The following is a 12,877-nucleotide window of genomic DNA, read 5'->3' on the forward strand; positions in this document are numbered from 1 at the left end:
TTCAGACCAATCACGGGCAAGACAACGTGCAACTCGTATGGCCGAGTTGCCTGCAATCCTGCCCCATGACCTGCCTCATGGTAGCGTTCATCCCTGTCGGGGATAAACAGAGACCGGCGGAGCGACTGAACGCACCCGCCGGTCCAATCCGTTAGCGGCGCAGGCCGAGCTTTTCGATCAGCGTCTGGTAGCGGCCTTCGTCTACACCCTTGAGGTAGTCAAGGAGACTGCGGCGCGTCGAGACGAGCTTGAGAAGACCACGGCGGGAATGGTTATCCTTCTTGTGGTCCTTGAAGTGCTCGGTCAGGTTGACAATGCGCTCTGTCAGAACTGCAACCTGGACTTCCGGGGAACCGGTGTCGCCTGGCTTCGTTGCGTATTCAGAGATCAGTGCCTGCTTGCGTTCAGCGGTAATCGACATCGTATGTCCTTTCTTTTGAAGGGAAAACGGGATGCCCACGGCCGGGATGTCGTCCAGCGGGGGCCGGTTAAAGCGGCAGGCAAAGCCTGTCGCTGCGGGCCGTATAGTCGAAAATGTGACAAATTACCAGCCGCAAATGATTCGACCGCTTTTCAGCTGTCGAACCGGGGGCAAAACGGTCATATACATTTTGCCATCTTATATTAGACGGGAACTGCGGCATGAGCATGGCATATCCCTGCCCGCCCCGATTCCGCCAATCCGCCTTTCCATACTGGTTGGCGGGCCAATGATCCGGAGTAAAATCATGAACACCATTCATCACGCCGCTGCCACGGGTTTTGCCGCTAAGGCCGACAGCTATGTCCTGGGCCGTCCGGACTATCCGCCGGCGCTCGATGCATGGCTGCGCGATGAACTGGATCTGGAGCCCGGAAAGACCGTTGTCGATCTCGGCGCCGGAACCGGCAAGTTTACGCGCCGGCTCATGACGACAGGCGCTGCGGTCATCGCCGTTGAACCCGTTGCCGAAATGCTGCAAAAACTCACCGATGAACATCCCGAGATTTCGGCCAAATCAGGCACGGCCGAATCGATCCCTCTTGCCGATGCATCCGTGGACGCGGTCGTCTGTGCGCAGGCATTCCACTGGTTTGCCACCAAAGCCGCACTCGCGGAAATCCACAGGGTCCTCAAACCCGGCGGCAGCGTGGGGCTGGTGTGGAACACGCGGGACGCGCGTATTCCCTGGGTGGCAAAACTCGCCGATATCTTTGCGCCCTACGAAGGCGACACGCCGCGGCACCATACCGGTGACTGGAAAAAACCTTTTCCCTTCAATGGCTTCAGCGCGTTGAGGGAACATCACTTTTCCAACAACCATACCGGTGCGCCAGAAGACGTCATCGTCAACCGGGTGCTGTCGACCAGCTTCATCGCCGCCCTGCCGCCGGAGAAACAGGAACGGGTTGCCGCCGACGTTCGCACCCTTATCGCAAACGAACCGACGCTCGCCGGAAAAGCGGAGGTCACCCTGCCCTACGACACCGCAGCCTACAGTTGCATCAAGGAATGATATTCGCCAATAAGGACGAAGCGCCAGAGGAGCACAGCATGAATGATACACCGGCGATCCATCTGTTTTCCTACGGAACCCTGCAGCAGGAGGGTGTCCAGCTGTCTTCCTTCGGCCGCCTTCTGCAAGGTACGCCGGATGCGATGCCAGGTTTCAGGCAATCGATGATCGAAATCACCGATCCCGATGTCATCCGTGCCAGCGGCAGCAATTTCCATCCCATCGTCGTGCCAAGCGGCGATTCCGGCGACGAGGTCGCGGGGACGGTTTTCAAGATCACGGCGAGCGAACTCGCAGCGGCGGACGCCTACGAAGTGTCCGATTACAAACGCATCGAAGTTCGGTTGAAATCAGGAACCGATGCCTGAGTTTACGTGAAAGCTTAAGCGGTGAAAACGCGCTTGGGCTTGAACTGCCCCTGTTCGATGAAGCCGATGGCAAGAAGCTTGCCCTTGCTCGTCACGCAGGCTTCGTCAGCCTCAACCGGCGCGTCGCGGCCACGCAGGATGACCGGGTTGCCCATGCGGATACGGTGCGCCTGATCGTCGGAGAGGGCGACCTGCGGCAGGCTCTCCAGCGCGGCGCCAGTATCGATCAGGAATGCATCCATCACCGAGAAACGCGCCTCGATGGCTTCGTAGGAACGGTCCTCGCCTTCCTCACCCTCGGCAGGCGCCGGCGGGTGGGCCGCTTCCAGTTCCTCGAGCGTGACGAAATCCTGTTCGTCAAAGGGAGCAACTTCAATGCGGCGCAGATCGGAGATATGACCATAACAACCGAGATCCCGCCCCATGTCCCGGGCGAGTGAGCGGACATAGGTGCCCTTGCCGCATTCGACTTCGAAAATCGCGGTGGATGCGTCGGGCTGTCCAATCAGTTCGAGCCGGTCGATTTCGACTTCACGCGAAGGGATTTCCACGTCTTCACCGCCGCGTGCCAAATCATAGGCGCGCTCGCCGGCAATCTTGATGGCGGAGAATTTTGGCGGAATCTGCTGAATCACACCGGTATATCTGGCAAGAATGGCCTTGATTGATGCCTCGTCCGGACGATGCTCCGATGTAACGGTGATCTCACCTTCCATATCGTCCGTGGTGCGTTCAGCCCCCCACGTGACCGTGAAGCGGTAAATCTTGGTGCCGTCCATGACATAGGGGACGGTCTTCGTCGCTTCGCCCAGCGCGATCGGCAGCATGCCGGATGCGAGGGGGTCGAGCGTGCCGGCATGTCCGGCTTTTTCAGCCTTGAACAGCCACTTGATCTTGGAGACGGCTTCGGTCGAGCCCATGCCCTTCGGCTTGTCAAAGATCAGCCAGCCGGATACGGGCCGGCCTTTTTTCTTGCGCTGTCTCGACATTCAATTGTTTCCGTTGCCGTCAGGGCCATGTCCCGGCACATCGCCGGGATTGGGATCGTCATGATCATCATCGTGATCGTGATGATCATCGAGATCGCGGGTCACCTCGGGCTTGCGCAGCAGCGCATCGATCTTGGCGTAGTTGTCAAAGCTCGAGTCGATGCGGAACCGGAATTCCGGCATGTATTTCATCTGCTTCAGATAGGCCGCTGCCCGGCCGCGGATGAATTTCGCATGCTGGTTCAGCGCGGCAATCACCGCATCGCTGTCTTTCGCGCCAATGGGCGAGACAAAGCAGGTGGCGATCTTGAGATCCGGCGACATGCGCACTTCAGAAATGGCGACAACGGCGTTTTCCAGCGTGTCATCACGCACGTCACCGCGCTGAAGCACCTGAGAAACCGCGTGACGCACCTGCTCACTGACGCGCAGCTGGCGTTGTGAGGGGCCGGACGATGAGGCAAAACGAGACATATTTATCGTATCCCAAGATACAGGAGATCGCCGGTTTTTGTTCCGGCGATCCTGTTATCGATGATTTAAACGCTGCCCTTGCAAGGGCTTGGCGTCAAAGTGTGCGGGTAATGTGTTCGACGCGGAACGCTTCGATCGTATCGCCTGCGCGAATATCGTCATAGTTCTCGAACGCCATACCGCATTCCTGACCCGCAGGCACTTCGGACACTTCGTCCTTGAAGCGCTTGAGCGTCTTGAGCTTGCCTTCGTGAATGACAACGTTGTCGCGGATAAGGCGTACGCCTGCACCACGTTCGACCTTGCCTTCCGTGACACGGCAACCCGCAACCTTGCCGACCTTGGTAATGTTGAAGACCTCGAGGATCTCCGCATTGCCGAGGAAGGTTTCGCGGCGTTCCGGCGACAGCAGGCCGGACATGGCTGCCTTCACGTCATCCACCAGATCGTAGATGATGTTGTAGTAGCGGATCTCGATGCCTTCACGCTCGGCCAGGTCACGTGCCTGCTTGTTGGCACGCACGTTGAAGCCGATGATCGCAGCATTGGAGGCCTCGGCAAGAGCAATATCGCTCTCGGTGATGCCGCCAGCGCCCGAATGGATGATGCGTGCCCGAACTTCGTCGGTTCCGAGCTTGTCCAACGCACCGGCAATGGCTTCGATGGAACCCTGCACGTCGCCCTTGATGAGCAGCGGGAATTCCTTCAGGCCGGTGACCTGCAACTGGCTCATCATCTGTTCGAGCGAGCCGCGCGAGCCAGCCTGACGTGCCACTGCCTTTTCACGGGCAAGACGCGTGCGGTATTCAGAAATCTCGCGGGCCTTGGCTTCGTTTTCCACCACGGCAAAGCGATCACCAGCCTGTGGCGGGCCCTGAAGACCCAGAACCTCGACCGGCGTTGCCGGACCGACTTCCTTGACCGTTTCACCGCGATCATTGACGAGGGCGCGGACACGGCCCCATTCGCTGCCGGCAACGATGATGTCACCCGGACGCAATGTGCCCTTCTGGACGAGAACGGTCGCAACCGAACCACGACCGCGGTCGAGCTTGGCTTCGATGACCACACCTTCGGCCGTCCGTGAAGGATCGGCTTTCAGGTCGAGAATTTCAGCCTGGAGCAGGATCGTTTCGAGCAGTTTGTCGAGACCGGCACCGGTTTTCGCCGACACTTCCACGTCGAGCGTTTCACCGCCCATCGATTCCACGAAGACTTCGTGCTGCAACAGGCCATTGCGGACCTTCTGCGGATCGGCGGACGGCTTGTCGATCTTGTTGATCGCCACGATGATCGGAACACCCGCTGCCTTGGCATGGTTGATCGATTCAATCGTCTGCGGCATCACGCTGTCGTCGGCGGCAACCACAAGGATAGCGATATCCGTGGCCTGTGCACCGCGTGCGCGCATCGCCGTAAAGGCGGCGTGACCGGGCGTATCGATGAACGTGATCTTGTGACCGTTCTGCTCGACCTGGTAGGCACCGATGTGCTGCGTGATGCCACCGGCTTCACCGGACACCACGTTGGCCTTGCGGATGGCGTCGAGCAGCGATGTCTTGCCGTGGTCGACGTGACCCATGATCGTGACAACAGGCGGACGGGATTCGAACGCACCTTCGTCGTCCTGCACGTTGAAGATACCTTCTTCAACGTCGGATTCCGCAACGCGGCGAACCGTATGACCGAATTCTTCGGCAATCAGCTGAGCCGTATCGGCGTCGATCAGATCGCCCGGCTTCATCATCTGGCCTTCCTTCATCAGGAACTTGATGACGTCAACCGAACGCTCGGCCATACGCTGTGCAAGTTCCTGAATGGTGATGGTCTCCGGCAGAATGACTTCGCGCGCGATTTTTTCGCGGGTGTCCTGCTGCATGCCGCGCTTGAACTTTTCCTGGCGGCGGCGCATCGCGGACAGCGAACGGCTGCGGCCCTCATCGTTCAGCGCCGTACCCAGGGTAAGCTTGCCGCGACGACGCTCGTCTTCGCCCTTGACAACCTTGGGTGTGCGCACTTCCGGCTTTGCCGGAGCGGCACTGCTGCCGCGGCGGGCACCCGCAGGACCACGACGTTCTTCTTCCTCGTCAGCGACGGGCTTGCGGACGGCACCCTTCGGCGCAGCGGTATCTTCAGCCGCTTTCGCGGTTTCAGGCTGGCGCTTGCGGGCTTCCTCTTCCGAACGCTGCTTGGCTTCGGCTTCCTTGCGCAGGCGCTCTTCTTCTTCGGCCTGGCGGCGGGCGGATTCTTCGCGCTCCTTGGCGCGCAAAGCATCTTCCTCCGCACGGCGGGCAGCTTCGACAGCCGCACGCGCACGATCTTCCGCATCACGAACTTTTGAACCCTCGAGTGCCTTGCGGCGGGCTTCAAGCTCGGCGGTCGACAATGTGTTCAGCACCATGCCCGAACGGTCGTTCGGACGCGATGAACGGTAGGGCTGCTGGGCAGGCCGCTGCGAATGCGCCGGAGCAGCGGGACGCGCGCTCGCGGATGCAGAAGCGGCAGGCGTGCTTGGCGCAGGAGCCGCCGGACGCGGCGCTGGCGCAGGAGCAGCACTTGATGTCGTTGCCTGTACGGGTGCAGGGGCCGGCTGGGGGGCCGCCGGGCGCACAACCGGTGCAGAAGGAGCAGGTGCCGCGGATGCTGGCGCCGGTGTTGCCGGTGCAGGCGCAGCAGGAGGCGTTACCTCCGGCTTCTGATCCGGAAGGCTAAACTTGCGCTTCTTGGTTTCAACGACAACAGACTTCGTGCGGCCATGACTGAAATTCTGACGCACAGTACTCTGTTCAACGCCAGGCCGCTTCAGGGTCAGGGTCTTTTTATTGACGCCAAGCGTCTTGTCGTCTGTCGATTTTGTATCGCTCATTCCGTTTCCGTTTCCTTCGCGGCAGATGCCGCTTTAGCGTCGGCCAGATCCGTACGGCCATCGCGAAAATGCTGTAGCAGCCAAGCTCGCTCGACGAACCCGGCAGCTGCCTTCCCCTTGAGTACGGCAGCATGTATCACATTTACCCCGCCTAGTGCCAAATCCATTTCACTGCTTTCAAACAATGAAAGGGCGGGAATTTCCGGTCCGCCGGCATAAACTACCGAACGGCGGGCCTGGTCAAGCTTGCGGATGCCATCTTCCGCTGCTTCACGGGCATGAAGAACCATCGCTGCGGTGCCGTTGCGGATAGCTGAGTCCACTTTTGCGGCCCCTGTTACCACAACACCGGCCTTGCGCGCCAACCCAAAACTGCCAAGCGCGAATTTTACCAGCATCTGCTCAACAACCAACCCGAAATCGTCCGGGACAGTCACATTGGTTTTCAATGCGCGCGGGAAGAGCTTTCGCTTGACCGCTTCATCAATATAACGCCGCTGGGCCTTCACCCAACACCCCCGCCCGGGAAGATTGCGCTTCAAATCAGCGACAACCGCCCCGTCCGGGCTTGCGACGAACCGGATCATGTCATCGACAGAACCGCCTTCGCGCGTGACAATGCATGTCCTGTCATTCATTTCCGGTTCCACGTACAAAGGCCTCTCGCTCTCAGCCAGCGACCTCTTCGTCCGGCACTTCATCCGTCTCAACAGCAACCAGATCGTCTTCGGTGATCCAGCCGGCCTTGAGGCGCGCTGTCAGAACCATCTGCTCCGCATCGGTACGGCTGACTTCGAAAGCCGAGAGAATGCCGGGATGGTTGATTGTCTCACCATCCTTGCGCTCACGCCAGCCGGTCAGTTCATCCACCGCATAACCGGCGAAATCTTCAATCGTCTTGACGCCGTCTTCGCCGACAGCAACCAGAATGGCATTCGTCATGCCAGGCAGATCGCGCAGTTCATCCGAAACACCCAATTCCTTGCGGCGGGCATCACGTTCAGCTTCGATGCGGCCGAGATATTCCTGGGCGCGCTGCTGGATTTCGCTTGCCGTCTCCTCATCGAAACCATCGATGGAGGAAATTTCATCGCCATCCACATAGGCGATTTCCTCGACGCTGGCAAAACCTTCCGATGCGAGAACCTGACCGACCATCTCGTCGACATCAAGCGCTTCCATGAACAGGTTGGAGCGTTCGACGAATTCCTTTTGGCGGCGTTCCGACTCTTCCTGCTCGGTGAGGATATCGATATCCCAGCCGGTCAGCTGCGATGCAAGGCGCACATTCTGGCCGCGACGACCGATTGCCAGGGATAGCTGGTCATCCGGAACCACAACTTCAATACGTTCCGCATCTTCATCAAGCACAACCTTGGAAACTTCCGCCGGCTGCAACGCATTGACGATGAAGGACGCCGGTTCAGGCGACCACGGAATGATGTCGATCTTCTCGCCCTGCAACTCGCCGACGACAGCCTGAACGCGCGAACCGCGCATACCGACGCAGGCACCGACAGGATCGATCGAGGAATCGCGGGAAATCACCGCAATCTTGGCGCGCGAGCCGGGATCACGGGCAACCGACTTGATTTCGATGATGCCGTCATAGATCTCAGGCACTTCCATGGTGAACAGCTTCGCCATGAACTGCGGATGAGTGCGGCTCAGGAAAATCTGCGGGCCGCGCTGTTCGCGGCGCACGTCATAGACATAGGCCCGAACGCGATCACCGTAGCGGAATGTCTCGCGCGGGATCAGTTCGTCGCGGCGGACAATGGCTTCACCACGACCGAGATCGACGATCACATTGCCGTATTCGACGCGCTTGACGCTGCCATTGATGATTTCGCCGACACGATCCTTGTATTCGTCATACTGGCGGTCACGCTCGGCTTCACGCACCTTCTGCACGATAACCTGCTTGGCGGACTGGGCGGCAATACGGCCGAAATCCATCGGCGGCAGCTGATCGGCAAGGAAATCGCCGGGCTGCGCATCGGGATTGCGGTCGCGCGCGGCATCCATGCTGATCTGCGTCACCGGATCTTCGACATCTTCGACAACTTCCAGCAGGCGCTGCAGCTTGATCTCGCCGGTCTTGGCATTGATATCGGCGCGGATATTGGTTTCCTGACCGTAACGCGAACGCGCGGCTTTCTGAATGGCATCGGCCATTGCCGCAATGACGATCTCGCGGTCAATCGACTTCTCGCGGGCCACCGCATCGGCGATCTGCAGAAGTTCTAGCCTGTTTGCACTGACTGCCATGTCTTTCTCCTTGAAGTTCCCCTTGGGGGTTCATCGCACCGCTTCTCCCGCGGCGTATGAAGATCAATCCTGTTTTGTCTGTTCCCGCTCAGCGGATTCGGCGTCGTCAGGCGATACAGCGCCCTCCTCGGGAATCCGGCCTTCGCGTAAGTCCTTGTCGCGGCGCAAGGCATCGCGAATGAGATCATCCGTCAAAATGAGCCGTGCATCCGAGATCAACTCGAATGGCACCTCGATCACCGGCTCATCACCATAACTCGCCTGATCGCTTTCTATCGTGACACTGTCATCGGTAACGGCAGCGATGCGGCCGCGAAATTTCTTGCGCCCGCTCAGAACCGCAGATGTATCAACCTTGACGACATGACCGGACCACGTGTTGAAATCCGACTTGCGCACCAGCGGGCGATCGATACCCGGCGACGATACTTCCAAGTGGTAATGACGGTCGATAGGGTCTTCCACATCGAGAACCGGCGACATCGTCCGGCTGACCAGTTCGCAATCCTCGACGGTCATGGTGCCATCGAAACGTTCCGTCATGATCTGCAAGGTCAGGCCGTTCAGGCCGGAAAGCCGAACACGCACAAGGCGGAAACCAATGGATTCCAGCACTGGCTCGATAATACCAGCAATACGGGCATCGACGCCCGTCTCGGTGATAATGCGCTCTTCATGCGCGGTTGTTTCAACCGCTTGGTGTTCTGTTTTGGTGCCGTCTGTCACGCAGAATTTTCCCTGTTTCGGCCCCAAGAAACAAAAAAGAGCGGGACCTGTGTGGACCCACCCCTGTTCTATCGACCAAGAATATGACTTCTATATATCGAAATGAGGGGAGAGTTTCAAGCTCTGTGACGAATTTCTGCGCGTCCGCCACAGTTCGGCGATTTCAACGCCGCATGCAGCCGCACATACCGCTTCCCGCGTTGCAAGGGCCGGCCGTTCAAACGGCGATATGCCGGATTGGTCAAAAATCATCCTAACAAATGGATTCAGGCTTTTGTAAGGGCCGAAAATGCCGAATTCATGCCGCCGCAATGCATTTTCGCATGGCTGCCGTGCGCTGCGGGGCCTAACCCTTTCGAGCCAACTCCCCTATCTATGCTGCATCGCAATATAACTGCGAAAGGAATGAGCCATGACCAAGAGACATATGCCTTACAAGATCAGCCGCTTTCTCAACGTATTCGGCAGTGCCGTTGCTGTTGCTTCTGCAACACGCCTCGGTCATCAGCCGATCCCGTCGGATCTGCGCAATCTTGGCATTGACCCTGTTCAGTTCAGCACGATCCACCGGAATTAATATCCCGGTGGACTGGGCTGATCACTGATCAGTCCTCGTTCGCAGCAAGCTGCGACAGTACCTTGCCTTTGCCCCGTGCCCGCAAAATCAGTGGCACGACCACGGCACAGACCGCCAACACCAGCAGAATGATCGCAATTGGCGACCCGACCAGCACGGTAACGTCGCCCTGGCTGATCGCCAATGCGCGCCGCAATTGCTGCTCGGCCATCGGCCCGAGGATCAGGCCGACCACAACCGGCGCAATCGGATAACCGAACCGGCGCAGAATATACCCCATGACACCGAATGCCAGCAGCATGCCAAGCTCGAATGTCGACGGGTTGGCGCCGATGGTGCCAAGCGTGGCAAACACGAGAATGCCGGCATAGAGCCAGTGCCTCGGGATGGACAGCAAGCGCACCCAAAGCCCGATCATCGGCAGATTCAGCACCAGCAGCATGAAATTGGCAACGAGAAGGCTGGCGATCAATCCCCAGACAATCTGCGGATTGGTGGCGAACAGCAACGGTCCGGGCTGCAAACCGAACTGCTGGAAACCGGCCAGCATGATCGCTGCGGTTGCCGTCGTCGGCAGCCCAAGCGTCAGCAGCGGGACCAGTGTTCCGGCAGCCGATGCATTGTTGGCAGCTTCCGGACCTGCCACACCTTCAATGGCGCCATGGCCAAATTCCTCCGGCTTCTTCGCCAGCTGCTTCTCCACCGAATAGGACAGGAATGTACCGATCTCGGCGCCGCCCGCCGGCATCGCGCCGATCGGAAAACCGATGATCGTGCCACGCAGCCATGGTTTCCATGACCGCGACCAGTCTTCCCTGTTCATCCACACCGATCCCTTGACCGGCTCGATCTTTTCATCCCCGCCGTAGCGGGCAGCCGCGACACTGAGGGTCTCGCCGATTGCAAACAGGGCAACAGCAAGGGTGGTGACTTCCACACCATCCAGAAGGTCGGGAATACCGAAAGCCAGCCGCGCCTGCCCGGTCTGGAGGTCGATACCAACCAATCCGAGGGCAAGCCCGAGAAAGAGCGCCGTGAGCCCGCGCAGGGTTGAATCGCCAAAGGCGGCGGATACGGTCATGAATGCCAGGATCATCAGGGCAAAATATTCGGCCGGACCGAACGACAGGGCAAATTTGACGATTGTCGGCGCAATCAGCGCAAGCCCAAGCGTTGCGATCAGGCCGGCAACGAAGGAACCGATGGCGGCCGTTGCCAGCGCAGGCCCTCCGCGGCCGGCGCGGGCCATCTTGTTGCCCTCAAGCGCCGTGACGATGGAAGCGCTTTCCCCTGGCGTGTTCAAAAGGATCGACGTGGTCGAGCCCCCATACATGCCGCCATAGTAAATGCCGGCAAACATGATGAGTGAACCCGCCGGGTCAAGCTTGTAGGTGACCGGCAAAAGCAGCGCCACCGTCAGCGCCGGCCCGATGCCGGGCAGAACGCCGACAGCGGTACCGAGCGTGACACCGACGAGTGCGTAAAACAGGTTCATCGGCTCCAGCGCGACCAGAAAGCCGTGGGCGAGGAGTGTAAATGTATCCATGGCTGTGATGCCTTTTAAATGAGGTGCTCAAGCGGCCCGGCAGGAAGCGACAATTGCAGCCCCTTGGCGAAAATGATCCAGACGACGAAAGAAAGGGCGATCCCGATCGGAATGGTCATCCACAGCGGCCTTTTGCCAAAACCGCGGGCTGTTGCTGCAAACAATATGCCGGTTGCAATGGAAAAGCCGACCGTGTTCAGGAGCAGCATCTGCGCGGCAAGCCCGCCGACAATCCAGATGACAGGGCCAAACTCCTGCGCTTCGCGCTCGGGAAAATCCCCGCGCCAGGCTTCAATGCCGGTCCAGACGGACAGCACGAAAAGACAGCCGGATATGGTGTAGGGAAATGCGCCGGGGCCGATGCGCGTGGTACTTCCGCCGTGGGCGGTCGCGGTGCTGTAGACAATGACAGCCGCAACCAGGGCGAGAACGACGGCTATAACAAGCGCCGCCCGGTCAGGGCGGCGCGTTGCGGATGCGGACACGTTGTTTGTCATTTTACAAGGCCGATATCTTTCAGGATTGCCGATGTTGCTTCGGTATCCTTCGCCAGCTGCGTCTTGAACGCATCACCTGCAAGATAGGTGTCTGCCCAACCCTTGGTGGCAAGCTGATCCTGCCACGCCTTCGACTTCACCATCTTCTCGACATCGGCGCTGATCACGGCTTCCTGTTCTTTGGAAATGCCGGGGGCCGCAGCAACCATGCGCCAGTTCTGGATGGCCACATCAATGCCGCCCTCCTTGAACGTCGGTGCATCGACGCCTGCTACCTTCGCATCGCTGGAAATGCCGATAATGCGTAGCGTACCAGCCTTGATCTGCGATTCGAATTCACCATAACCGGAAATGCCCACCGTCACCTGATTACCGAGAATAGCAGCCAGCGCTTCGCCGCCGCCGGAGAAAGCGATATAATTGACCTTGGTCGGGTCAACACCCGCTGCCTTGGCGATCAGGCCCGCCGTGATGTGGTCCGTACCGCCAGCCGAGCCGCCGCCCCACGACACCGAACCTGGATCGGACTTCAGCTTTTCCACGAGATCGGCCATGTTCTTGATGGGCGACGCCGCGGGGACAACCAGCGCTTCGAATTCGCCGGTCAGCCGGGCGATGGGGGTAACCTGGCTGAGATTGACCGGCGATGCATTGGTCAGGATGGCGCCGACCATGACGTAGCCGCCGACGATCAGCTGCGCAGGATCACCTTTTGCCGAATTGGCAAACTGGGCAAGACCAATGGTGCCGCCGGCGCCGGGAACATTGACTACCTGAACGCTTCCGGAAATCTTCTCATCCTGCAGCACGGACTGGATGGTGCGGGCGGTCTGATCCCAGCCACCGCCGGGGGCAGCCGGTGCCATGATCTTGTAGTCGGCAGCAAAAGCCGAACCCGACACAATCATCGCGCCGGCAGCGGCGAAAGCAAGCAACATTTTACGCATTGTAGAAATCCTCCCGTGACAGCATTCCGCCGTCTGTTTTGCTGGTTCTTTGAAGAAGCCGGGAGGCGGCAACAGTCAAAGCCATGAACTGACGCCAAGCGCGCAATTCAACGTACACCA

The 12,877-nt window shown here is 59.1% G+C and carries 13 protein-coding genes; 3 read left to right on the forward strand and 10 right to left on the reverse strand.

The window, feature by feature from the left end; translation table 11 throughout:
- Nucleotides 1-151 precede the first annotated feature (151 nt).
- Nucleotides 152-421 (reverse strand): 30S ribosomal protein S15, encoded by a 270-nt coding sequence (rpsO, locus tag RDL77_RS03210; protein WP_105736700.1) that lies wholly within the window; start codon nt 419-421, stop codon nt 152-154.
- Nucleotides 422-728: 307 nt separating this feature from the next.
- On the opposite strand from rpsO, the gene RDL77_RS03215 reads away from it, so the two are divergent.
- Together RDL77_RS03215 and RDL77_RS03220 are read left to right on the forward strand one after the other, a co-directional pair.
- Nucleotides 729-1,496 carry a class I SAM-dependent methyltransferase gene (locus RDL77_RS03215; protein WP_288191776.1) on the forward strand — a complete coding sequence of 256 codons (768 nt, stop codon included), beginning with the start codon at nt 729-731 and terminating at the stop codon, nt 1,494-1,496.
- A gap of 38 nt (nt 1,497-1,534) precedes the next feature.
- The gene (locus tag RDL77_RS03220; RefSeq protein WP_288191777.1) at nt 1,535-1,864 is read left to right on the forward strand and encodes a gamma-glutamylcyclotransferase family protein; all 330 of its coding nucleotides are present in this window, start codon (nt 1,535-1,537) and stop codon (nt 1,862-1,864) included.
- Between the two features lie 14 nt (nt 1,865-1,878).
- Here the strand turns inward: RDL77_RS03220 and truB are convergent, their stop codons facing one another.
- The 6 genes from truB to rimP all read right to left on the reverse strand — a co-directional run bounded on the left by truB (nt 1,879) and on the right by rimP (nt 9,190).
- Nucleotides 1,879-2,853, reverse strand: coding sequence for a tRNA pseudouridine(55) synthase TruB (gene truB, locus RDL77_RS03225; RefSeq protein WP_288191778.1), 975 nt, complete (start codon nt 2,851-2,853; stop codon nt 1,879-1,881).
- The gene (rbfA, locus tag RDL77_RS03230) at nt 2,854-3,327 is read right to left on the reverse strand and encodes a 30S ribosome-binding factor RbfA (protein WP_223612059.1); all 474 of its coding nucleotides are present in this window, start codon (nt 3,325-3,327) and stop codon (nt 2,854-2,856) included.
- Nucleotides 3,328-3,421: 94 nt separating this feature from the next.
- Complete coding sequence (gene infB / locus RDL77_RS03235) at nt 3,422-6,193, reverse strand: translation initiation factor IF-2 (RefSeq protein ID WP_288191779.1); 2,772 nt, start codon at nt 6,191-6,193, stop codon at nt 3,422-3,424.
- Nucleotides 6,190-6,831, reverse strand: coding sequence for an RNA-binding protein (locus tag RDL77_RS03240; RefSeq protein ID WP_374042649.1), 642 nt, complete (start codon nt 6,829-6,831; stop codon nt 6,190-6,192). Before RDL77_RS03240 ends, infB begins: the two co-directional genes overlap by 4 nt.
- 31 nt (nt 6,832-6,862) lie before the next feature.
- Nucleotides 6,863-8,464, reverse strand: coding sequence for a transcription termination factor NusA (gene nusA / locus RDL77_RS03245; RefSeq protein ID WP_223612061.1), 1,602 nt, complete (start codon nt 8,462-8,464; stop codon nt 6,863-6,865).
- A 63-nt stretch (nt 8,465-8,527) separates the two neighbouring features.
- A complete protein-coding gene (gene rimP / locus RDL77_RS03250) occupies nt 8,528-9,190 on the reverse strand; it encodes a ribosome maturation factor RimP (RefSeq protein ID WP_223612063.1) in 663 nt (220 codons plus the stop codon).
- A 412-nt stretch (nt 9,191-9,602) separates the two neighbouring features.
- Between rimP and RDL77_RS03255 the strand changes: the two genes are divergently transcribed.
- Nucleotides 9,603-9,767, forward strand: a complete 165-nt coding sequence (locus RDL77_RS03255) for a hypothetical protein (RefSeq protein ID WP_165403430.1) — start codon at nt 9,603-9,605, stop codon at nt 9,765-9,767.
- 28 nt (nt 9,768-9,795) lie between these two features.
- On the opposite strand, the gene RDL77_RS03260 is transcribed toward RDL77_RS03255, so the two are convergent.
- The 3 genes from RDL77_RS03260 to RDL77_RS03270 are packed head-to-tail and all read right to left on the reverse strand — an operon-like array spanning nt 9,796 to nt 12,757.
- On the reverse strand, nt 9,796-11,313 hold the full coding sequence (locus tag RDL77_RS03260) for a tripartite tricarboxylate transporter permease (RefSeq protein ID WP_105736718.1): 1,518 nt from the start codon (nt 11,311-11,313) through the stop codon (nt 9,796-9,798).
- A 14-nt stretch (nt 11,314-11,327) separates the two neighbouring features.
- Complete coding sequence (locus RDL77_RS03265) at nt 11,328-11,810, reverse strand: tripartite tricarboxylate transporter TctB family protein (RefSeq protein ID WP_288191781.1); 483 nt, start codon at nt 11,808-11,810, stop codon at nt 11,328-11,330.
- Nucleotides 11,807-12,757 (reverse strand): tripartite tricarboxylate transporter substrate binding protein, encoded by a 951-nt coding sequence (locus tag RDL77_RS03270; protein ID WP_288191782.1) that lies wholly within the window; start codon nt 12,755-12,757, stop codon nt 11,807-11,809. Before RDL77_RS03270 ends, RDL77_RS03265 begins: the two co-directional genes overlap by 4 nt.
- Between the last annotated feature and the right edge of the window lie 120 nt (nt 12,758-12,877).

The organism is uncultured Phyllobacterium sp. (assembly GCF_902479695.1).
Classification (GTDB): domain Bacteria; phylum Pseudomonadota; class Alphaproteobacteria; order Rhizobiales; family Rhizobiaceae; genus Phyllobacterium; species Phyllobacterium calauticae.